Genomic DNA, 20,381 nt, shown 5'->3' with positions numbered 1-20,381 from the left:
CGATTGAAGCTGAGATCGGCAGGGGGTGAGACGGGAATGGAGCGATCCCGAAATCGCGAGTGCCCCATCCCCAGTTCCAAAGGCATCAATTGCCACCACTCACGGAACAGAGACACAATCTCGCATTTCTTCGCGAGATACCAGTAAGGTTTTCCTTACTTTCTGCTGGTTTTCCTTACTCTTTTGGACGTGTTTGACAACCGTCAGTAGTCTTCGTCCGCGCGGCGCAACCGGCGGCTGACATAGGACGATCCGTCATCCACATCGTCGTTCAACTGCACCGCGCCACCTTGCGAACTGCGCACGTGGATCTGGTTCAGGAAGGTAATCTTGGCAATGGCTTGCGCGGTGGTGTCCACGCCCAGCTTTTCGCGCGCGAGGCGCAGGTGCTTTTCGATGGTCGGGACCGAGACGTCCATGATCGTCGCGACATCCTGGTTCGATTTGCCTTCCGACACCCATTCCAGCACTTCCAACTGGCGCTTGGACAGCTTGGGGCGGTTGGTCTCGATCGGCAGCGAGGCGATCTTCAGGTGAACGATGTTGCATAACACATCGATTTCCTTGCCGTTTTCCGCCCAGATCTCGTCCAGATCCTGCTGGGTCAGCCCATGCGCGCCGGTCAGCGCGAACAGCGCATGAGACCGATCCGACGCGGTCGGAACCGCTACCGTATATCCCGCGGTCACGTTCATCGCGCGGTTGAAGGCGATCACCTCCAGCTCTTTCTCGGTCAGATCCTCAGGCCGCGTCCACAGCGCACCCCAGGAGCAGTATCCGCTTTCATTCTCACGCGCCCAACGGGTGAGGGGCGCGTGCAGGAACATGCGCTCCTCGATGAACTGCCGGAAATACGTTGGATTGTGGTTGGTCAGAAACAGCGCGTCGATCAGCTCGCCAACCGAGTTGGGCGTCGCGAAGCGCGTATATCCGTAAATCAGCCTGTCGAACCCGAATGTCGCCATCCTGTCGCAGTGCAATTGCCAGACTTGTTGGAGCGTTCTTGCTCGCACGATGTGTTCGAGCACATCAAGCATCAGTACCTCATCCCGTCGCTTGCACTCCGTCGTCCCACTTTCGTGAACGCCCCTTGACGGCAGAGTGTCATTTGAGCCCGAAGAAAGCCACCATTCGTATGGGTTGTCGAGTGTATATGCACACAAAATGCGAATTTTTTGCTATTTGCGAGTGTGATAGTGCGACAGAAGGTCTTGGTAAGGTATTGGAAAGTTTCGTTTAATCCGGCGTACGGTTATTTTACATAATACTGATTATACGCATAAACCATATTTGCCGCCCGAAACTAAGCATTTAGGAAACCTGTGCTCCCCTCGAAGCAATAAACGCAAACGCGCCCTAGCCAAGCGCGTATCCCGTGCCTCGAACCGTGCGCAACGGATCGTCCCCCCCGGTCTTGCACAGCGCCTTGCGCAGCCGCCCGACATGCACATCGACGGTCCGCGTATCGACATAGACGTCACGGCCCCAGACCCGGTCCAGAAGTTGTTCACGGCTCCAGACGCGGCCCGGTTTTTCCATGAAGGTCGTCAAAAGCCGGAATTCGGTCGGACCCAATTTGATCGGATCGCCGCCGCGCGTGACGCGATGGGTCTCGCCGTCGAGGATGATGTCCTCATAGGCAAGCTGCTGCCCGACACTCGCGGGGCGCGTGCGACGCAATTGCGTGCGGATGCGCGCCATAAGTTCCTGCACCGAGAACGGTTTGACCATGTAATCGTCGGCGCCGGTTTCCAGCCCCCTCACCCGGTCCATCTCGTCCGACCGCGCCGAGAGCATGATGACGGGAATATCCGTCGTCTCGCGCCGCGATTTCACGCGGCGGCAGATCTCGATCCCCGAAACACCCGGCAGCATCCAGTCCAGCAGGATCAGGTCCGGCCCGATTTCTTCGACCAGCACCATCGCGTCGTCGCCATTCTCGGCGATCGACACGTCATAGCCTTCGGATGCGAGGTTGTAGCGCAGGATTTCCCGTTGCGCCGGTTCATCCTCGACCAGCAGCACGAGCGGCTTGTCGGTGCTCATTCTTCCGCCTCTTCAAACCCCTCGACCTTGTAGATGGACTGGTTGTCCTTGGGTCGCTGGTCATCCGGGAACTGGCCCGTGGACAGATAGATCACCTGATCCGCGATCGAGGTCACGTGGTCGCCCATCCGTTCGATGTTCTTGGCGATGAAATGCAGATGCATACAGGCGGTGATGTTGCGCGGATCTTCCATCATGAACGTCAGGAATTCGCGGAACAGCGCGTTATACATCTGGTCGACTTCCAGATCGCGGTGCCGCACATCCTCGCCCACCGTCGCATCCCGGCGGATATAGCTGTCCAGCGCATCGGACAGCATCGCTTCGACCTCTTTCGACATGCGGCGAATCGCGCTCGACGCCCCTTCGATGGGCTGCATGTGCGACAGAACCTCGGTCCGTTTCGCGATGTTCTTGGCATAGTCGCCGATGCGTTCGAGGTTGCCGGCGATCTTCATCACCGTCAGCACGGTGCGCAGATCGGTCGCGGCCGGCTGCCGGATCGCCAGAAGCTGCGCGCACTGGGTGTTGATGAGGTCTTCAAGCTCGTCGATCTTGCGGTCGCCCTGACGCACCTTTTCGGCACGCTCCGTGTCGCGGGTCTTGAGCGATTTGGCGGCTTCGCGGATCGCTTCTTCGACCAGCCCGCCCATTTTCATGACCAGCGCCTGAATGGCTTCGAGATCGCGGTCGAAGGCTTTTGCGATATGGGGATCGTTCATGTCTCTGCCCTCCTCAGCCGATACGGCCGGTGATGTAGCTTTCCGTCCGCGTGTCGCGCGGATTGGTGAAGATAGTCGTCGTGTCGTCGTATTCGACGAGGTTGCCCAGATGGAAGAACGCGGTCTTCTGGCTGACGCGCGCGGCCTGCTGCATCGAGTGCGTGACGATCACGACCGAATAGTTGGCCTTGAGTTCGTCGATCAGTTCCTCGACCTGCGCCGTGGCGATGGGGTCGAGCGCCGAGCACGGCTCGTCCATCAGAAGCACTTCCGGCTCGGTCGCCACCGCCCGCGCGATGCACAGGCGCTGCTGCTGACCGCCGGACAGGCCGGTGCCTGGCGCGTCGAGACGATCCTTCACCTCGTCCCAGATCGCGCCGCGGCGCAGGGATTTTTCGACGATTTCATCGAGTTCGGCCTTGTTGCGGGCAAGCCCGTGAATGCGCGGGCCATAGGCGATGTTGTCGTAGATCGACTTGGGGAACGGGTTCGGCTTCTGAAACACCATCCCGACCTTGGCGCGCAATTGCACCGGGTCTACCTGCGGCGCGTTGATGTCTTCGCCGTCGAGCAGGATATCGCCCTCGACCCGGCAGATCGGGATCGTGTCGTTCATCCGGTTCAGGGACCGCAGGAAGGTCGACTTGCCGCAGCCCGACGGGCCGATGAAGGCCGTCACGGTCTTGTCGAGGATGTCGACGTTCACGTCCTTGATGGCGTGGTTGTCGCCATAATAGACCTGCACGTCCTTCGCTGAGAACTTCACGTTCATCGCATCCACCCCGACTTTGTTTTCCACATTGTCTTTCATCATAAGTTCCCCCTGCCCGCGATTACCAGCGGCGCTCGAAACGACGGCGCAGGATGACCGCCAGGATGTTCATGGTCATGAGGAACACGAGCAGGATGATGATCCCGCCCCATGCCCGTTCGTAATAGGCCGGATCGGCGCGCTTGGCCCATTCGTAGATCTGCGCGGGCATGGCCGAGTTCGGGTCGAGGAACCCGCTCGCCACCCCGTCCGGGTAGTTCGACGCGATGTAGCCGACCATCCCGATCAGAAGCAGCGGCGCGGTTTCCCCAAGCGCCTGTGCCAGCCCGATGATGGTGCCCGTGAGGATGCCGGGCATGGCCAGCGGCAGGACATGATGGAACACCGTCTGCATCTTGGACGCGCCGATGCCCAGAGCCGCCTCGCGGATCGATGGCGGCACGGCTTTCAGCGACGCGCGGGTCGAAATGATAATGGTCGGCAGCGTCATCAGCGTCAGGACCAGGCCGCCGACCAGCGGGGCCGACTGCGGCAGATGCATGAACTGGATGAAGACGGCCAGACCCAGAATACCGAAGACGATCGACGGCACGGCGGCGAGGTTCGAGATGTTCACCTCGATGATGTCGGTAAAGCGGTTCTGGGTCGCGAACTCCTCCAGATAGATCGAGGCCGCGACGCCGATGGGCAGCGACAGGCCCAGCACCACGAACATCATGAAGAGCGAACCCAGCATCGACACCCCGATCCCCGCCTGCTCCGGTCGGCTTTCCGAGGCATCCGCCCCGGTGATGAAGTCGAAGTTGAAGCCCTTGGCGATGATGCCTGCGTCGCGCAACGCATCCACCACGTCGAAATGGGCCGCATCGATATTGTTGTCACGCGCCACGCTTTCGCGCGTCACCCGGCCCTTGAGGTAGCCGTCAACTCGGCTCGCCGCGAGGATTTCGAAGCTGTGGGTCGTGCCCACCAGATCCGGGTTCGCCAGCACCTCGTCCCGCACGACGGCGGCGGCCGACGAGGACAGGATCGGTTTCAGCCCCTTGGCGTCCTCGAACGGGTTTTCGATGCCGTTCGCGTCCAGCGCGTCGGCCAGCGCCTGTTCGATGAGCGGGTTGTAACCGAAGGTCGAGACTTTCTTCATCACCTCGATGTCGCGCACGCCGGATTTGTCGAGCGTTTCTTCCGGCAGCGCGATAGGCAGCGTCAGCTTGGTCTGCTGGAACGCCGGGATGCCGCGCACGACGATGGTGGACAGCAGCGCCACGAGGAACACGAGGCCCAGACCGATGGCGATCATGCCGTAGATCCTGAACCGTTTCTCGGCCGCGTTGCGCTTTTTCGTGCGCGCGTCGACGTCGTAGAGCGAGCCGGTGTTGGTCGCGTCGGTCATTCGTACTGCTCCCGGTATTTGCGCACGATGTAGAGGGCGAGGACATTGAGGGCGAGGGTCACGACGAAAAGCGTCATGCCCAGTGAAAAGGCGACCAGAGCCTCGGGGCTGGCGAAATCCGCGTCGCCGGTGAGCTGGCTCACGATCTTGGCGGTCACCGTCGTCATGGCGTCGAACGGGTTCAGCGACAGGCGGGCCGCGGCCCCTGCCCCGAGCACGACGATCATCGTCTCGCCGATGGCGCGCGAGGCGGCCAGAAGGATCGCGCCGACGATGCCCGGAAGGGCTGCGGGCATGACCACCTGACGGATCGTTTCGGATTGCGTCGCGCCAAGCCCGTAGGAACCGTCGCGCATCGCCTGCGGCACCGCGTTGATGATGTCGTCGGACAGCGAGGACACGAAGGGGATCAGCATGATCCCCATCACAAGGCCTGCAGTCATCACGGCGGTTCCGCCCTGCATCCAGCCGACGCCCAGAATGCCACCGTCCCCGAAAATGCCGACCAGAAGCGGCCCGACCGTCAGCAGCGCGAACAGGCCGTAGACGATGGTGGGAATGCCCGCGAGCACCTCGAGCATCGGTTTGGCGATGCTGCGCACCTTGGAACTTGCGTATTCCGACAGATATATCGCGGCGAACAGGCCGATGGGCACGGCCACCGCCAGCGCGATGAGCGAGATATAGAGCGTGCCCCACAGAAGCGGCAGGATACCCAGTTGCGAGCCGCCACCGAACGAGGGCGACCAGGTGGTGCCGAAAAAGAACTCGTCCGCCGGGTAAAGGCCAAAGAACTCGATTGTATTGAACAGAAGCGACAGCACGATGCCGAGCGTCGTCAGGATCGCGATGAGGGCGGCGGTGATGAGCAGGATCAAGATGCCAGTCTCGACCCGGTTGCGCGCCCGCAGCGTGCCCGAGGTGCCGAGATAGGCGTAAAGGAACCCGGCGACCGCGACGACGAGCACGACGACGGTGCGCACCCAATCCCCGGTGTTGGACGCGGCGCGATAGTCGAGCGCGGCGGCCAGAACCTCTTCGCTTACGTCCGAGCCGAGCGCGACGCCGACGCCGCCCAGCGTGTCTCGGACCGTGGTCGCGTCCAGCCCTTCGATATCACCCGGCGCGAGCACGCCTTGGGCGATCGCGGTGTCGAGGCCCGAGGCCACGCGCTGCACGTCCGACATCACGAGGCTGAGTTCGCCCCGCGTCTCGTAAAGCGTATCGGGAATATCGCCGCGCACCTGCCCGGCGACGACGAGCGGCTGCACGATAACCCAGATGGCAAGCAGCAGGACGGCGGGGACGAAGGCGAGCATCGCCACGTTCATCCCGTAGAAATTCGGCAGACTGTGCAGCTTTCGCACGTCCACGACCGAACCGACCGCGCGCTGGCGGCCCATGACATAGCCTGCGACCGTGAGCGCAAGGACGATGGCGAGAAGGATCAGAGGGGACATCGGCGGGCCACCTTTAGGTTCGGGAAACGCACCGTACGTCTTTCCCGCGGTAAAGATCGGCGCGAGGTCACCCCCGCGCCGACCGGTTTCGAAGGTCTGAAAACCTTAGTTCATGGTCTCTTCGTTCGCGATCATGGCCTGCGTGGCGGCAAGCTCGGGATCGGCGACGAGGCCGTAGTTCGACAGCGGGCCGTCGGGGCCGGCGATCTCGTCAGCGACGAAGAACTCGGCGTATTCCTTCAGACCGGGGATGACGCCGATGTGGGCCTTCTTGATGTAGAAGTAGAGCGGGCGCGACACTGGGTAATCGCCAGCGGCGATGGTCTCGGTGGTCGGCTCGACGCCCGACATGGTCGCCACTTTCAGCTTGTCAGTGTTGTTCTCGTAGAACGCGAGGCCGAAGACGCCGATGGCGTTGGTGTTGGCGTCGATACGGGCGAGCGTCTCGGTGTAGTCGCCGTCGATGTCGACCGACATGCCGTCGGTGCGGACCATCAGGCAGGCGTCTTCGGCGTCGTCTTCCGACATGCCGCCGGCGATCATGGCTTCCATCGCGCCGGTGGCTTCGCAGCCAGCCGCGATGACTTTCTCTTCGAACACTTCACGGGTGCCGTGCTTGGTGCCGGGGATGAAGGCGAGGATTTCGGCGTCCGGCAGATCGGCGTTGAAGTCCGACCACTTGGTGTGCGGGTTGTCGACCAGCTCGCCGTCGACCATGACCTTCGGCGCCAGCGCGTTGAAGATGTCGCTTTCGGTGAAGGCGGTGAACTCCGGGCCGTTCAGCTGCGAGGCGAACACGATGCCGTCGTAGCCGATGCGCACTTCGATGATGTCCGTCACGCCGGCTTCGGCGCAGGCGGCGATTTCCTTTTCACGGATCGCGCGCGAGGCGTTCGCGATGTCGATGGTGTTTTCACCGACGCCTTCGCAGAAGCGCTTGAGGCCCGCCGAGGAGCCGCCCGATTCCACGACCGGGGTCGGGAAGTCGAAGTTTTCGCCAAAGGCTTCGGCGACGATCGAGGCATAGGGCAGCACGGTGGACGAGCCAGCCACCTGGACCTGGTCACGCGCGACGGCAACGCCGGTGGTCATGGCAGCGATCGCCAGGGTCGAGGCGGTCAGTTTCGCAAAGGACATGAGTGTCTCCTGGTTTGGTTTGCAGCAGGCGACACGTTCCGCGTCGCACTGGGCGCCTCACTAGGGTGAGTCCGCTATCGTTTTGCGACAGTTTTGTAACAAGCGTGTAACACAGTCCAAATCAGATGTGGACAACTCGCCCGGGTTGTCTATCGCGTCGGCAAGGCCACGCTGAATGTGCTCCCCTGCCCCGGCGTGCTTTCGATCCGCAGACGCCCGCGATGCCGATTCACGATATGCTTGACGATGGCAAGACCCAGCCCGGTGCCGCCCATCCCGCGGGAGCGGTGATCGTCGACCCGGTAGAATCGCTCGGTCAACCGGCCGAGGTGCCGCTCGTCGATGCCCTCGCCTTTGTCCGTGACCGCGACGATCAGGCCCGGCCCGCGCAGACGGGGATCGTGCTGAACCTGAGACAGTGTGACCGTGACCTCGCCGCCGCTGCCGCCGTATTTGATCGCGTTCTCGATCAGGTTGGTGAACACCTGCGTAAGCTGATCGGGGTCCGCCGGGGCCATGACGGGCGCGTCGCAGCCGCGCACATGAAGCTGCACCAGCCGATCATCCGCCTGCCCCTGCAAGTTCAACGCGGCGTTCAGCAGGAGTTCCGCCACATCCTGCTGCTCGGTCGGTCGCAACCCCTCGGTGTCCTCGACCTTGGCCAGCGACAACAGATCGTCCACCAGACGGTGCATCCGCCGCGTCTCGCTTTCCATGATCTTCAGGAAATGCTCGCGCGCGGCGGCATCGTCGCGCGCCGGGCCGCGCAGGGTCTCGACGAAGCCCGAAATGGCGGTCAGCGGCGTGCGCAGTTCGTGGCTGACGTTGGCCACGAATTCCGACCGCATCTCGCCCGCTTCTTCCAGCGCCGTCACATCGTCGAAGGCCAGAATTGTGCCCATTCCGGCGTCGAGCGGCGTGATCGACACGTCGTAAAGCCGCTCCCGCGCCTCGCCCGATGCGATATGGCGCGCCTGCGCGGGCACGCGGGTCTGCATGACGGTCTCGATCCGGTCGAGAAGGGCTGGCTGACGGAACACCGCCGCATAGTGCCGACCCAGAACGGCACCGCCGAAAAGCCGCTCCGCAGCGGGATTGAGCGCCGCGAGTCTCTGGTCCGCACCGATGACGGCGCAGGGCATCGGAATCGCCCTGATGAAAGTATCCGCATCCATTTCGTTGCCGCTTTCGCCTTCGCCTATCCCTTTGAATGTGGCCGCGCGACCGCACCCGCTAAGTTACTGATCTATTCAGTTAAATGCCCAAAGGTTCACTTTGCAATCTATCAATACTTCTCTCATACTACAGTGGCGTGACTTGGACAGGGACTTGCCCTGATAACTCCTAGGGGGTTTAGCCGAGCAATGAGTCAACCGGATAAAACCAAAAACATTGATTGGATCGACGCATCGACAGGCACAGGTGCCGAGGCGTTGCGCGTGCTCGCCGTCGGCTCATCGAACGCGGCCAACACGAACGACAAGGTCGGTGACCTTCCCGGAACACGTTTCGTGGATTTCGCCGAACTGACGACCGAATTGATGGAGTTGCATCGGCCCGATGTGGTGCTTTCGCCGCTCATGTCGAGCGGGTTCGATTGCGTGGAACTCGCCTATCGACTGGTGGACAGTGGATTCGGCGGGCGTTACCGCGCCTTCGCCGAGGACATTCCGCGCCCCGAGATGGTCAAACGTGAAATCCGGCGCAGTTTTCCCGGGCTGGATTTCGACGTTTTGGTGGTGGCCCGCACGCCGGAATCGCGTGCGGTCTGAACGCCGGGCGGCGCAGGGTCAATAGATCATATCGTGACCCTCGTCGCCCACCGTTTCATAGTGGCGCACCAGCGTATTCAGCGCGATCCGCAGAACGATCTTGCCCGACCGTGCCGGGAAATCGAGCCGGTCCTCGATCTCTTCCATGCCCGTTTCGTCACAGCATGACAGGATGACGGCTTCGGACAGCTCCGGGCCGAGCTTGTCGATCGCTTTGGCGAGACTTTGGAACGCCGTCATGTGGCGCGGGATGGCAAGCGCGGTCGCGCCGCCACCCGACGGCATCGGCGGGCGGACATGCCCTTCGAGCAACGCGCCCAGATCATCGCCGATGGCGCCCCCGGCGCGGGCGATCTCGTAGCTTTCGCGAAACCGTTCCGCCGCACGCACCATGGGTTTGGACAAAAACGCCGACCCGTCGCCGCGCTTGCGCCGGGCCAGAACCCGCAACGGCGGCTCCGCACCCGCGGTGCGCGGTTTCTTCTGCGCCCCCTGCACCGGTTTCGCGGTCGTTTTCGTCACCTCCGAGATCGAGGCGACCTTGCGCGACTCGTTCTGGGCCATCAGCCGGCCAAGCTCGGTCCGGCCCGACGGCGTGATGGAATAGCGGCTCAGGCGGCCCCGCGTGCGCCCTTCGATCCATTCTTTCAGGGCGAGGATTTCGGCCACGTCGCGCGGCACCACCGCGCGGCGCACGGGCCGGTCCTCTTCGACATGCGCGACGACGACGGCGTCCTCGACACCCTCGGCGATGATAAGCAGCGCGCCCGGTTCGGTCAGCGCCCGGAGCGCGCGCAGGGCTTCCCGGTCGATGCGGTCATGGTCGTTCGGTATGCGGGTCATGGTCTTCGCGGTGCCTCCGTGGCGGTCCGGTCCGCTGTCGCGGCCCGAGCCATGCCAAAGCGTTTCAAGTGACCTGAGAGCCGCGTCCGCCAGCGGATCGTCCCGCAATCCCTCGCACCGCCTGACCTGCCGCATCACCGTCGACGCATGAACGCCGGTTTCCCGCGCGATATTGCGCAGCGACGTGCCGTCTTCGACATGTGCCAGATAGGTCCGAACCGTGTCCGGCACCCAGGCCGGAAGTCGTTGGCGCGATCCGAAAGACTGCTGGGCATGTGTCCGCATGTTCTGTCCTCATCCCGTGTCGAACCGTTTCCAATCTGGAAGCGATACAACCTTAACGCGAGTCGTTATCCACAGACAATCCACAATTTGACGGTTTATCCACAGGCTCTCAACGATGCAGTCACAATGTCGCCGCATCGAATAAAGCCTTCTAAAGGCATCGCACGCAGCGCAGGGCTGCGACGCAACACTCGTCTAGGTTGTGCGACAACGGCATCGAATCACGCTCAACGGAGGCTACGATGCGACCCGCGATCACCCGACTCAGCCAGATGAAACGCCCGAAACTCTTGATGAAGGCCGCCCGCTTCGCGCTGGATGGCTATGATCGCAAGCGGGCCTTGCCGCGGATTCTGGGCAAGACGCCCGCCCGCCATGACCACACCATCGACGAGCTGCTCCTGCACGAAGAACAGGTGGAAAGCCTCCGCCGGAGCGGGGGCGCGGATTACTCCCCCGCGCGGCACATCGAGTTGCTGACCGCGATCATCGCCGAGGCCCGAAGCCTCGCCGCGCCCGATCAGGTTCAGCTGTAGGCGTCGGGCATCTCGGCCTTGCGGCGCGCCACGAAGGCTTCAATGGCCTCGCGCACCGCGGGGTCCATCGCCGGTGCCTCGTATTGGCCGAGCAGCTTGCGCACCCGGGCATTGGCGAGCGTCGACGAATCCCGCGCCCCTTCTTCGAACCAGGTCTCATAGGGCTTGTAGTCGAGCACCTCGGAGCGCCAGAACGCGTCCTTGAAATTGGCCTGCGTGTGGGCGCAGCCAAGGTAGTGCCCGCCCGGCCCCACTTCGCGCAGCGCGTCCATCGCCTGCGCGTTCTCGTCGATCGCGACGCCCGCCGCGAATTTGTGGACCGTCCCGAGCTGATCGGCATCCAGCACGAATTTCTCGAAACTCGACACCAGCCCGCCTTCGAGCCAGCCACAGGCGTGCAGCATGAAGTTGACGCCCGCATTCATCCCCATCTGAAGGCTGTTCGCGCTTTCATAGCCCGCCTGCGCATCCGGCAGTTTCGAGCCGGTGAACGCGCCGGACGAGCGGAACGGGAGACCCATGCGGCGGGCCAGCTGCCCGGCGCCGAGCGTGATCTGCGTGGCCTCGGGCGTCCCGAAGGTCGGCGCGCCGGAGTTCATGTCGATCGAGGTCACGAAGGCGCCGAAGATCACCGGCGCACCCTTGCGCACCAGTTGCGAATAGGCGACGCCCGCCATCACCTCGGCCAGCACCTGCGTCAACGTGCCCGCCACCGACACGGGCGCCATCGCACCGCCGACGATGAAGGGCGACACGATGCAGGCCTGATTTGCGGCGGCATACGTCTCCAACGTGCCCATCATGACGCTGTCGAAGGTGAGCGGCGAGTTGATGTTGACCAGCGAGGTCATCACCGCGTTCTGGTCGACGAACTCGGCCCCGAACAGGATCTTGGACATCTCGACGCAATCAGCGGCCCAGTCCTTGTCGGTCACGGCACCCATATAGGGCTTGTCCGACAGGGTCATGTGGGCATGGAGCATGTCGAGGTGACGCTTGTTCACCGGAACGTCCGTCGGCTCGCACAGGGTGCCGCCCGACAGGTGGACCCATTTCGACATATAGCCCAGCTTCACGAAGGTCCGGAAATCGTCGATCGTGGCGTAACGGCGCACACCGTCCAGATCGCGCACGAAGGGCGGGCCATAGACCGGCGCGAAGACGAGATTGTTGCCGCCGATCTCGACCGACCGCTCGGGGTTGCGGGCGTGATGCGTGAAAGACGAGGGCGCGGTCTTGCACAATTCACGGGCGAGGCCACGGGGGATATGAACCCGCTCCCCCCGCACGTCCGCACCCGCCGCGCGCCAACGCTCAAGCGCGCCGGGGTTCTCGGCGAAGACCACCCCGATCTCTTCCAGCACGGTTTCCGCGTTGGTTTCGATGATCGACAAGGCCTCGTCGTTCAGAATGTCCAGCGTCGGCGTCTTGCGCACGATCACGGGGGCCGAGTCGAATCGCGGGGCCGTGCGTTCCGCGCGTCGTGCCGCGCCGCCTCCGCCCCGTGCCCGCCTTTTGCGTTCGCCGGTCGCCACTTCTTCGGACATATCGTTCTCCGCGCTGATCCTGCCACCTGATAGCCCGCCCCAGACACCGGGTCGGGAGGGTTTGCGACATTTGACGCGCGAAAACGACGCGGGGCCGAAGCTGGATCAGGCGGGGCCCTGAAACCGGAGGCCCCGCCTGCCCCGGCTCAGGCCGCCTGACGGTTCAGGCTGTCCTCGCCCAGTTTCGACAGTTTGCGGTCGGCGTCGTATTCCTGATCGAGATTCGCCTGCAACAGCTTGCCGACCTCGGGGTCGAGCCCAAGGGTCTTGGCCCAGGCGATCAGGGTGCCGTAGCGCGTGATCTCGTAATGCTCGACCGCCTGCGCCGCCGCGATCATGCCCGCATCACGGGTATCGGGATCGTCGGCTTCCTCCATGATCTCCTTGCCTTCGTCGAGGATCCCGTTGATCGCGTCGCAGGTGACGCCACGGGCCTTGAGCCCGAGATGCTCGAACACCTTCTCAAGGTTTTCGATCTGGGTCTCGGTTTCTTCGCGGTGATCTTCGAAGGCGGTCTTGAGGTCGTCCGAGTCGGCCTTGCGGGCCATTTTCGGCAGCGTCTTCAGTACCTGCTTTTCGGCATAGTAGATGTCGCGCAGGAAATGTTTGAACAGGGCATCTAGGGTGTTCATGTTTAGCCTCGCTAATGTTGGGGTTGGACCCGTCCGGGGGTCTGTGGCTCTAAACGAGACTGCCGGCCTCAGGGTTCCCGGCGCGTGTGTCGATTGTGGCGGATGGGCGCTTGCGCGCCTGTGGCGCGGCGCGTATTTGCTTGGCCCATGAGCATCACGGACCCGCAGCGCGATCATCAGCGCCTTCTCATCATCGACTTCGGCAGCCAGGTGACGCAGCTCATCGCGCGGCGTCTGCGCGAGTTGAACGTCTATTGCGAAATCCACCCCTATCAGAACGTGACCGATGCGTTCCTGAAAGAGTTCGCGCCGAAAGCCGTGATCTTCTCGGGCGGTCCGGCCAGCGTGATCGACGAAGGCTCGCCGCGTCCGCCGGCAAGCGTTTTCGACCTCGGGGTTCCGATCCTCGGCATCTGTTACGGCCAGCAGGTCATGATGCACATGCTGGGCGGCGAGGTTCTGCGCGGGCACGGCACCGCCGAATTCGGCCGCGCCTACGTGACCCCGACCGAAGAGCGGATCGACGCGCTCAACGGCTGGTTCATGGACGGCACGGGGCGCGAGCAGGTGTGGATGAGCCACGGCGACCACGTGTCCAAGATCGCGCCGGGCTTCAAGGTCTACGGTACCTCGCCCAACGCCCCCTTCGCGATCACCGCCGATCTGGAGCGCCGGTTCTACGCCGTGCAGTTCCACCCGGAGGTGCATCACACCCCGAACGGCAAGACGCTCTATGAGAACTTCGTGCGCGACGCAGGCTTCAAGGGCGACTGGACGATGGGCGCCTACCGTGAGGAAGCCATCGCCAAGATCCGCGAACAGGTCGGCTCGTCCCACGTGATCTGCGGTCTGTCCGGCGGCGTCGACTCGTCCGTGACGGCGGTTCTGCTGCACGAGGCGATTGGCGACCAGCTGACCTGCGTCTTCGTGGATCACGGCCTTCTCCGGCTCAACGAGGCCGAAGAAGTGGTCACGATGTTCCGCGACCACTACAACATGAAGCTGATCCATGCGGATGAGAGCGACCTGTTCCTTGGCGAACTCGAGGGCGTCTCGGACCCCGAGCAGAAGCGCAAGACCATCGGCAAGCTCTTCATCGACGTGTTCCAGAAATACGCGAGCGAGATCGACGATGCCGACTTCCTCGCCCAAGGCACGCTTTACCCGGACGTGATCGAATCCGTGTCGTTCAGCGGCGGTCCCTCGGTGACGATCAAGTCACACCACAACGTCGGCGGTTTGCCCGAGAAGATGGGGCTGAAGCTGGTCGAGCCGCTGCGTGAACTCTTCAAGGACGAGGTCCGCGCGCTGGGTCACGAGCTTGGCCTGCCCGCCAGCTTTATCGGCCGCCACCCCTTCCCCGGTCCCGGTCTTGCGATCCGCTGTCCGGGCGAGATCACGCGCGACAAGCTCGACATCCTGCGCAAGGCGGATGCGGTCTATATCGACCAGATCCGCAAGCACGGCCTTTACGACGAGATCTGGCAGGCCTTCGTCGCGATCCTGCCCGTGCGCACCGTGGGCGTCATGGGCGACGGGCGCACCTATGACTACGCCTGTGCGCTCCGCGCCGTGACCAGCGTCGACGGGATGACGGCGGATTACTATCCGTTCAGCCACGAATTCCTCGGCGAAACCGCGACGCGGATCATCAACGAAGTGCAAGGCATCAACCGCGTGACCTACGACATCACCTCGAAACCTCCGGGGACGATCGAGTGGGAGTGATCCTTGTGGGACGGGTGAGCCAGTCGGCTTTGACTCCTGGGGGAACTTCCCCTTTCGAATTTTGCAAAACGCCCAATGCTTCATCGTGGGAAAAATTTTTTTTTTGGGGACTGCCGAATTTTCCGGCGACCCAAAGCGTTTTGGGACCACGTCGCGCAAAAGGGACCGTCGCCCGCACAACTCACTTTGTCATGTGGAAATAGCATGTTAACGAGTCGCCGACGGACACTGGCTCCGTCTTGATTCAGACGGTGTGGAGAGGCTGCTTCGACCGTTAAGGACTTTTGTAAATAGCCTGCCGTGGGGACGGAATGGCAATCAGGATTTTCAAATGCACCGCGTGCGGGCATCGTATGCGGCTTGCGAGCAATTACTGCGGATCGTGTTTCAACGAAAAGCCGGGCTGGCAGAAGCCGGGGTCGCTGATCGCGATGGCGGCCATTCCGGCCATCGTCGTCGTCGGATTTTTCGCGTTCATTATGCTTGCGGTTCCCACCGGCTGACGGCAGGGTCGCGCCATGATCGATGGCGCGAACGAGCAGGGTCTGGCCCCGACAGTGAACCCGATCCTGAGCGCCTCGCTCTGGATGCTGGGTGCGATTGCCTGTTTCACCACCATGGCCGTGGCGGGCCGCGAGGTGAGCCTCGACCACGACACCTTCGAGTTGATGTTCTATCGCTCCTGCGTCGGCATCGTGATCGTGGTGTCCGTGATTTCCGCGCGCGGGCTTTGGGGAAGCGTCGGGCGCCGCCAACTGGGCCTGCATTTCGTGCGCAACGTGTCCCACTTCACTGGGCAGAATCTGTGGTTCTACGCGGTCGGGGTGATCCCGCTCGCGCAGGTCTTCGCGCTCGAATTCACCTCGCCGCTCTGGGTGCTCGCGATGTCGCCGATCTTTCTGGCCGAGCGCATCACCGCGCCGCGGGCGCTGGCGGCCTTCGTGGGCTTTCTCGGCATCCTCGTCGTGACGCGACCCTTTTCGGTGCAGCTTGAGCCGGGCGTGCTGGCCGCGCTGGGTGCCGCGATCGGTTTTGCAGGCTCCGCCGTGTTCACGCGCAAGCTGACCCGCACCCAAAGCCTTGCCTCGATCCTGTTCTACCTGACGACGATGCAGGCGGTCTTCGGCCTCACGCTCGCGGCCATCGACGGCGACATGGCCCTGCCGTCCGCGACCTCCGCGCCGTGGCTCGTCATCATCGGCTTCGCGGGCCTCGCCGCGCATTTCTGCCTGACCTCGGCGCTCAAACTGGCACCTGCAACGGTGGTCATGCCCATCGACTTCGCCCGCCTGCCCGTGATCGCCCTGATCGGCTGGCTGCTTTATCAGGAGCGGTTGGAACTGGCCGTCATTCTCGGCGGCGCGCTGATCCTGACGGCAAACTGGATCAACATCCGGGCCAGCGTGCGCGAGGCGCGGGCGCGGGTCGGATGAGCGGTGGCGCGGGCGACCTTCGCGCCGCATACGAAGCCGAGGTTCACGCGCTCGACGGCGAGGCACAGCGGATGTGGGCCGAAGGTCACGCGCCCGAAACCATCGCACGCCACCTCCATGCCCGGCGCCGCGCACTTGCCAATGCATTCAAGGCGCGCACGCCCGAACCGATGCGCAGCCTGATCGAAGCCCGGACCCTGCGCGCGCATGGCGACGTGGGCGGGCCGAGTATCGCCACGCTGCGCGCCCGTGGCTGTTCGTGGGAGGACATCGCGCAAAGCGCCTGCCGCCCCGGCCGCCTGACCTTCGACCCCGAACGCGGCCCGGTCCCGGCGCAGGAGCGTGACGACCGGGGTTGATCTTGCCCTGCCCGCGCCCGCCCGCTACCACACGGGGCAAGAACCACGGCAGGGACGGCGATGATCTACGAGACCGCGAAAGACTGGCGCGACGCGACGGCGAAGCGCGTGCTGCTGTTCGGCATGTCCGGGCTGGGCAAGACGCACCTGTCCAACATGCTGCGCGACGGCGGCGCGTGGTTTCACTACTCGGTCGATTACCGGATCGGCACGCGATACATGGGCGAGCTCATATCGGACAATTTCAAGTCCGAGGCGATGAAGAACCCGTTTCTGCGCGAGCTTCTGTTGACCGACAGCGTCTATATCGCGTCGAACATCACCTTCAACAATCTCGCGCCCCTTTCGACCTATCTCGGCAAACCCGGCGATCCGTCGAAACACGGGTTGCCGTGGGACGTCTACATGCAGCGGCAGGCCGAGCATCGCGACGCCGAGATCAACGCCCTGCTCGACACGGTGCGTTTCGTGCGCCGCGCCAAGTCGCTTTACGGCTACGACAACTTCGTCTGCGACAGCGGCGGCTCGATCTGCGAGGTCGTGGACCCGCACGATCCGACGGATCCGGTGCTGACCGCCCTGTCCGACAACCTTCTGATGGTCTGGATCGAAGGGTCCGAGGCGCATACCGAGGAACTCGTCCGACGGTTCATCAAGGCGCCCAAGCCGATGTATTACCAGCCTGCCTTCCTCGAAGCCTGCTGGGCCGACTATCTTGCCGAAAAGGGTCTGCCCGAAGAACAGGTGGACCCGGACGACTTCGTGCGCTCGACCTATGCCAAGGCGCTGCACCACCGCCACCCGCTCTATGCCGCGATGGCCGAGAAATGGGGGGTCAAGGTCAAGGCCGACGACGTGGCGAAGGTCCGGTCCCCCGACGACTTCGACGACCTGATCGCGGCGGCCCTTGAGGCCCGGTGATCAAAGGCTTATCTCACCCGAACCTTTCAACCGGAGCTTCCGATGCCGATCAAGATCCCTGCCGACCTGCCTGCCGCCGACGTGCTTTCGCGCGAGGGCGTCATGGTCATGTCGGAAAATCAGGCGGCGCGGCAGGATATCCGGCCCCTGAAAATCGGGCTTTTGAACCTGATGCCTAAGAAGATCCAGACCGAGACGCAGTTCGCGCGCCTGATCGGGGCGACCCCGCTTCAGATCGACTTCACGCTCATCAAGATGACCGAGCACGCCTCCAAGAACACGCCGGAGGAGCATCTGGGCATGTTCTATCGCGATTTTCAGGACGTGAAGGACGAGAAGTTCGACGGGCTCATCATCACTGGCGCACCGATCGAACATCTGCCGTTCGAAGACGTGACCTATTGGGACGAGATGGTCGAGGTCATGGACTGGACCCAGACCAACGTGCATTCCACCTTCGGCGTCTGCTGGGGCGGGATGGCGATGATCTATCATTTCCACGGGGTTCAGAAGCATATCCTGCCGGAAAAAAGCTTCGGCTGCTTTCCGCAGGAAAAGCTGAAACCAAATTCGCCCTATCTGCGTGGCTTCTCGGACAGCTTCGTCATTCCCGTAAGCCGGTGGACCGAGATGAAACAGGATGAGATCGATGCAGCCGATGGGCTGACCACCCTTCTCGGGTCGCCCGAGACGGGGCCGTGTCTGGTCGAAGACCCGGCGCACCGGGCGCTCTATATCTTCAACCATTTCGAGTACGACTCGGACACGTTGAAGCAGGAATACGACCGCGACACCGCCTCCGGCACGCCGATCGAGGTGCCGATCAACTATTACCCGGACGACGACCCGACCAAGCCGCCCAAGAACCGTTGGCGCAGCCACGCGCATTTGCTTTACGGCAACTGGATCAACGAAATTTACCAGACGACGCCCTACGATCAGAATGAAATTGGCACTTAGCCTTCTCCTGATCCTCGCGCTTTTCGCCTGCGCGACGATGATCCGGGTGGAAAACCGTCGGCTTGCCGCCTACCGCGCGCATCCGCCCGAGGGTCGGTTCATCGTCGTGGACGGGCATCCGGTGCATTACGTCCAGATGGGCGAAGGGCCGGATTTGGTGCTGCTTCATGGCGCGTCCGGGTCCACCCGCGACTGGACCTTCGACATCGCGCCGGTGTTGGCCGAAAGCTACCGCGTCACGATCCTCGACCGTCCGGGGCTGGGCTATACCCCGCCGCTCAAACCCAACGGCGTGACCCTGTCGGAACAGACCACGCTCATGGTCGAGGCCACCCGCGCTCTAGGGGTCGAAAACCCCGTCGTCGCGGGCCAGAGCTTTGGCGGGGCGCTCGTGATGAACTGGGCGGTCTATCACCCCGACCATATCTCGGCCGCCGTCTCGATCGCCGGGGCCACGCATCCGTGGCCCGGTGGCCGCGACACGCTTTACGCCCTGCTCGCCCAACCCGTGATCGGGCCGATCATGGCGCATGTCATCTCGGCATGGCTGCCCGAAGCCTATCTGGAAGCCCAGATCAACGCGGTCTTCGCGCCGAACGATCCCCTGCCCGGATATGCCGATTACATCGGTGCGGGCATGATCCTGCTGCCCGAACAATTCAAGGCCAACGCGCAACAGCGGCACGAACTGCTCCACCACCTTGAAGAGCAGCAACCGCGTTATGCCGATGTCGAGATCCCGGTCGAGGTGATCCACGGCGACGCCGACACCACCGTCGGGCTGTCGGTCCATTCGGAACCGCTGGTCGAAGAGGTGCAGAACGGAAACCTGACGGTGCTCGACGGCGTTGGACACATGCCCCATCACGTCGAGATGGCGGAAACCATCGCCGCCATCGACCGCGCGGCGTTGCGCGCCGGGGTCAAATAGCCATACTGGCCTGACTGGACACGGGAGACGGCGATGGACCTGCCTTTCGACGGCGCAATCTCGAAATTCTATGCGGACGAAGCGCCCGAGGATGTGCGCAAGGCCATCGAGGGTGCGGGCAAGGACGATATGCTCGACCCGTCCTATCCTTATGCCGAAGAAATGGACAAGGACGATTACGAGGACGAGCTGGAGGCGCTCCAGCTTGAACTGGTGAAGTTGCAGGCCGATGTGAAGGCGACCGGAAAGCGCGTCGTCGTCGTGTTCGAAGGGCGCGATGCCGCTGGCAAGGGCGGCACGATCAAGCGGATGCGGATGAACTTGAACCCCCGTGTCGCGCGGGTCGTCGCGCTTCCGAAACCCTCGGACCGAGAACAGGGCGAATGGTATTTCCAACGCTATGTCAGCCACTTGCCGACCGAAGGTGAGATCGTGCTTTTCGACCGCTCGTGGTACAACCGCGGTGTGGTCGAAAAGGTGTTCGGCTTCTGCGACGAGGCCGAGCGCGCGGCGTTCTTCCGGCAGTTGCCGGAGTTCGAGCACATGCTGGTGGACGAGGGCATCTACTTCGTGAAGCTCTGGCTGAACGTCGGCCGCGCAGAACAACTCCGCCGCTTCATGGCGCGTGAGCAGGATCCGCTAAAGCATTGGAAACTTTCGTCCATCGACGTTCAGGGGTTGAGCCGTTGGCAGGCCTATTCCGATGCGATCTCGGAAACCTTCGCCAAGTCGCATTTTCCCTATGCGCCCTGGACGATCATCCGTTCCGACGACAAAAAGCGCGCTCGACTTGCAGCCATCAAGACCGTGTTGCAGGGCATTGATTACGAGAAGAAAATCCACGACGTGGCCTGTGCCCCCGACCCCAAGATCGCGGGCGGGCTGGACATCTGGGAAAGCTGAC

The 20,381-nt window shown here is 62.9% G+C and carries 21 protein-coding genes; 10 read left to right on the top strand and 11 right to left on the bottom strand.

Annotated elements, in window-relative coordinates; genetic code table 11:
* Window positions 1-203: 203 nt before the first annotated feature.
* From FCT00_RS12035 to FCT00_RS12000, 8 genes are all read right to left on the bottom strand, one after another.
* Complete coding sequence (locus FCT00_RS12035; RefSeq protein ID WP_083783333.1) at window positions 204-1,037, bottom strand: helix-turn-helix transcriptional regulator; 834 nt, start codon at window positions 1,035-1,037, stop codon at window positions 204-206.
* 319 nt (window positions 1,038-1,356) lie between these two features.
* Window positions 1,357-2,046 (bottom strand): phosphate regulon transcriptional regulator PhoB, encoded by a 690-nt coding sequence (gene phoB / locus FCT00_RS12030; RefSeq protein WP_008328799.1) that lies wholly within the window; start codon window positions 2,044-2,046, stop codon window positions 1,357-1,359.
* Window positions 2,043-2,768, bottom strand: a complete 726-nt coding sequence (phoU, locus tag FCT00_RS12025) for a phosphate signaling complex protein PhoU (protein WP_138423188.1) — start codon at window positions 2,766-2,768, stop codon at window positions 2,043-2,045. Before phoU ends, phoB begins: the two co-directional genes overlap by 4 nt.
* A gap of 13 nt (window positions 2,769-2,781) precedes the next feature.
* The gene (gene pstB / locus FCT00_RS12020) at window positions 2,782-3,579 is read right to left on the bottom strand and encodes a phosphate ABC transporter ATP-binding protein PstB (protein WP_138423315.1); all 798 of its coding nucleotides are present in this window, start codon (window positions 3,577-3,579) and stop codon (window positions 2,782-2,784) included.
* Between the two features lie 22 nt (window positions 3,580-3,601).
* Window positions 3,602-4,933 carry a phosphate ABC transporter permease PstA gene (gene pstA, locus FCT00_RS12015; RefSeq protein ID WP_138423187.1) on the bottom strand — a complete coding sequence of 444 codons (1,332 nt, stop codon included), beginning with the start codon at window positions 4,931-4,933 and terminating at the stop codon, window positions 3,602-3,604.
* Window positions 4,930-6,393 carry a phosphate ABC transporter permease subunit PstC gene (gene pstC, locus FCT00_RS12010; protein WP_138423186.1) on the bottom strand — a complete coding sequence of 488 codons (1,464 nt, stop codon included), beginning with the start codon at window positions 6,391-6,393 and terminating at the stop codon, window positions 4,930-4,932. The genes pstA and pstC overlap by 4 nt, the downstream gene beginning before the upstream one ends.
* 105 nt (window positions 6,394-6,498) lie before the next feature.
* Window positions 6,499-7,530, bottom strand: coding sequence for a substrate-binding domain-containing protein (locus FCT00_RS12005; RefSeq protein ID WP_008328794.1), 1,032 nt, complete (start codon window positions 7,528-7,530; stop codon window positions 6,499-6,501).
* A gap of 149 nt (window positions 7,531-7,679) precedes the next feature.
* The gene (locus FCT00_RS12000) at window positions 7,680-8,672 is read right to left on the bottom strand and encodes a sensor histidine kinase (RefSeq protein WP_235889016.1); all 993 of its coding nucleotides are present in this window, start codon (window positions 8,670-8,672) and stop codon (window positions 7,680-7,682) included.
* A gap of 222 nt (window positions 8,673-8,894) precedes the next feature.
* Here FCT00_RS12000 and FCT00_RS11995 point away from each other — a divergent pair, with 222 nt between their 5' ends.
* Window positions 8,895-9,302: a hypothetical protein gene (locus FCT00_RS11995; protein ID WP_008328792.1), complete on the top strand. Its 408-nt coding sequence runs from the start codon at window positions 8,895-8,897 to the stop codon at window positions 9,300-9,302.
* Window positions 9,303-9,320: 18 nt separating this feature from the next.
* On the opposite strand, the gene FCT00_RS11990 is transcribed toward FCT00_RS11995, so the two are convergent.
* Window positions 9,321-10,430 (bottom strand): DUF6456 domain-containing protein, encoded by a 1,110-nt coding sequence (locus tag FCT00_RS11990; RefSeq protein ID WP_138423185.1) that lies wholly within the window; start codon window positions 10,428-10,430, stop codon window positions 9,321-9,323.
* A 242-nt stretch (window positions 10,431-10,672) separates the two neighbouring features.
* On the opposite strand from FCT00_RS11990, the gene FCT00_RS11985 reads away from it, so the two are divergent.
* Complete coding sequence (locus FCT00_RS11985) at window positions 10,673-10,966, top strand: DUF6477 family protein (RefSeq protein WP_138423184.1); 294 nt, start codon at window positions 10,673-10,675, stop codon at window positions 10,964-10,966.
* Here the strand turns inward: FCT00_RS11985 and FCT00_RS11980 are convergent.
* Together FCT00_RS11980 and FCT00_RS11975 are read right to left on the bottom strand one after the other, a co-directional pair.
* The gene (locus FCT00_RS11980) at window positions 10,957-12,513 is read right to left on the bottom strand and encodes a trimethylamine methyltransferase family protein (protein WP_138423183.1); all 1,557 of its coding nucleotides are present in this window, start codon (window positions 12,511-12,513) and stop codon (window positions 10,957-10,959) included. The two genes, FCT00_RS11985 and FCT00_RS11980, sit on opposite strands and share 10 nt — an antisense overlap.
* A gap of 146 nt (window positions 12,514-12,659) precedes the next feature.
* A complete protein-coding gene (locus FCT00_RS11975; protein ID WP_008328788.1) occupies window positions 12,660-13,145 on the bottom strand; it encodes a YciE/YciF ferroxidase family protein in 486 nt (161 codons plus the stop codon).
* Between the two features lie 147 nt (window positions 13,146-13,292).
* On the opposite strand from FCT00_RS11975, the gene guaA reads away from it, so the two are divergent.
* The 8 genes from guaA to ppk2 all read left to right on the top strand — a co-directional run bounded on the left by guaA (window position 13,293) and on the right by ppk2 (window position 20,380).
* Window positions 13,293-14,873, top strand: a complete 1,581-nt coding sequence (guaA, locus tag FCT00_RS11970) for a glutamine-hydrolyzing GMP synthase (protein ID WP_138423182.1) — start codon at window positions 13,293-13,295, stop codon at window positions 14,871-14,873.
* A gap of 353 nt (window positions 14,874-15,226) precedes the next feature.
* Window positions 15,227-15,376 carry a hypothetical protein gene (locus FCT00_RS21465; protein ID WP_008328770.1) on the top strand — a complete coding sequence of 50 codons (150 nt, stop codon included), beginning with the start codon at window positions 15,227-15,229 and terminating at the stop codon, window positions 15,374-15,376.
* A gap of 15 nt (window positions 15,377-15,391) precedes the next feature.
* Window positions 15,392-16,306, top strand: a complete 915-nt coding sequence (locus FCT00_RS11965) for a DMT family transporter (RefSeq protein WP_138423181.1) — start codon at window positions 15,392-15,394, stop codon at window positions 16,304-16,306.
* Window positions 16,303-16,665 carry a hypothetical protein gene (locus tag FCT00_RS11960; protein ID WP_212748008.1) on the top strand — a complete coding sequence of 121 codons (363 nt, stop codon included), beginning with the start codon at window positions 16,303-16,305 and terminating at the stop codon, window positions 16,663-16,665. The genes FCT00_RS11965 and FCT00_RS11960 overlap by 4 nt, the downstream gene beginning before the upstream one ends.
* A 60-nt stretch (window positions 16,666-16,725) precedes the next feature.
* Complete coding sequence (locus FCT00_RS11955) at window positions 16,726-17,586, top strand: ATPase (protein WP_138423180.1); 861 nt, start codon at window positions 16,726-16,728, stop codon at window positions 17,584-17,586.
* Window positions 17,587-17,628: 42 nt separating this feature from the next.
* Entirely contained in the window at window positions 17,629-18,546 is a 918-nt protein-coding gene (metA, locus tag FCT00_RS11950; protein ID WP_008328766.1) for a homoserine O-acetyltransferase MetA, read from the top strand.
* On the top strand, window positions 18,530-19,477 hold the full coding sequence (locus FCT00_RS11945; RefSeq protein ID WP_138423179.1) for an alpha/beta fold hydrolase: 948 nt from the start codon (window positions 18,530-18,532) through the stop codon (window positions 19,475-19,477). Before metA ends, FCT00_RS11945 begins: the two co-directional genes overlap by 17 nt.
* Window positions 19,478-19,510: 33 nt before the next feature.
* Complete coding sequence (gene ppk2, locus FCT00_RS11940) at window positions 19,511-20,380, top strand: polyphosphate kinase 2 (RefSeq protein ID WP_138423178.1); 870 nt, start codon at window positions 19,511-19,513, stop codon at window positions 20,378-20,380.
* Window position 20,381: the final 1 nt, after the last annotated feature.

The organism is Maritimibacter alexandrii (assembly GCF_005871115.1).
Classification (GTDB): domain Bacteria; phylum Pseudomonadota; class Alphaproteobacteria; order Rhodobacterales; family Rhodobacteraceae; genus Maritimibacter; species Maritimibacter alkaliphilus.
The sequence above is the reverse complement of the archived record's forward strand: the minus strand, read 5'-3'. Positions and strand labels throughout refer to the sequence as shown.

Excerpts from the sequence above, each read along its gene's own strand:
- FCT00_RS12000 (WP_235889016.1), bottom strand. The coding sequence starts at position 8,672 with ATGCCCTGCGCCGTCATCGGTGCGGACCAGAGACTCGCGGCGCTCAAT.
- FCT00_RS11990 (WP_138423185.1), bottom strand. The coding sequence starts at position 10,430 with ATGCGGACACATGCCCAGCAGTCTTTCGGATCGCGCCAACGACTTCCG.
- pstC (WP_138423186.1), bottom strand. The coding sequence starts at position 6,393 with ATGTCCCCTCTGATCCTTCTCGCCATCGTCCTTGCGCTCACGGTCGCA.
- phoU (WP_138423188.1), bottom strand. The coding sequence starts at position 2,768 with ATGAACGATCCCCATATCGCAAAAGCCTTCGACCGCGATCTCGAAGCC.
- FCT00_RS11960 (WP_212748008.1), top strand. The coding sequence starts at position 16,303 with ATGAGCGGTGGCGCGGGCGACCTTCGCGCCGCATACGAAGCCGAGGTT.
- FCT00_RS11975 (WP_008328788.1), bottom strand. The coding sequence starts at position 13,145 with ATGAACACCCTAGATGCCCTGTTCAAACATTTCCTGCGCGACATCTAC.
- ppk2 (WP_138423178.1), top strand. The coding sequence starts at position 19,511 with ATGGACCTGCCTTTCGACGGCGCAATCTCGAAATTCTATGCGGACGAA.
- FCT00_RS21465 (WP_008328770.1), top strand. The coding sequence starts at position 15,227 with ATGCGGCTTGCGAGCAATTACTGCGGATCGTGTTTCAACGAAAAGCCG.
- FCT00_RS11995 (WP_008328792.1), top strand. The coding sequence starts at position 8,895 with ATGAGTCAACCGGATAAAACCAAAAACATTGATTGGATCGACGCATCG.
- FCT00_RS11945 (WP_138423179.1), top strand. The coding sequence starts at position 18,530 with ATGAAATTGGCACTTAGCCTTCTCCTGATCCTCGCGCTTTTCGCCTGC.
- FCT00_RS12005 (WP_008328794.1), bottom strand. The coding sequence starts at position 7,530 with ATGTCCTTTGCGAAACTGACCGCCTCGACCCTGGCGATCGCTGCCATG.
- metA (WP_008328766.1), top strand. The coding sequence starts at position 17,629 with ATGCCGATCAAGATCCCTGCCGACCTGCCTGCCGCCGACGTGCTTTCG.
- guaA (WP_138423182.1), top strand. The coding sequence starts at position 13,293 with ATGAGCATCACGGACCCGCAGCGCGATCATCAGCGCCTTCTCATCATC.
- pstB (WP_138423315.1), bottom strand. The coding sequence starts at position 3,579 with ATGAAAGACAATGTGGAAAACAAAGTCGGGGTGGATGCGATGAACGTG.
- FCT00_RS11980 (WP_138423183.1), bottom strand. The coding sequence starts at position 12,513 with ATGTCCGAAGAAGTGGCGACCGGCGAACGCAAAAGGCGGGCACGGGGC.
- FCT00_RS11985 (WP_138423184.1), top strand. The coding sequence starts at position 10,673 with ATGCGACCCGCGATCACCCGACTCAGCCAGATGAAACGCCCGAAACTC.
- phoB (WP_008328799.1), bottom strand. The coding sequence starts at position 2,046 with ATGAGCACCGACAAGCCGCTCGTGCTGCTGGTCGAGGATGAACCGGCG.
- FCT00_RS12035 (WP_083783333.1), bottom strand. The coding sequence starts at position 1,037 with ATGCTTGATGTGCTCGAACACATCGTGCGAGCAAGAACGCTCCAACAA.
- pstA (WP_138423187.1), bottom strand. The coding sequence starts at position 4,933 with ATGACCGACGCGACCAACACCGGCTCGCTCTACGACGTCGACGCGCGC.
- FCT00_RS11955 (WP_138423180.1), top strand. The coding sequence starts at position 16,726 with ATGATCTACGAGACCGCGAAAGACTGGCGCGACGCGACGGCGAAGCGC.
- FCT00_RS11965 (WP_138423181.1), top strand. The coding sequence starts at position 15,392 with ATGATCGATGGCGCGAACGAGCAGGGTCTGGCCCCGACAGTGAACCCG.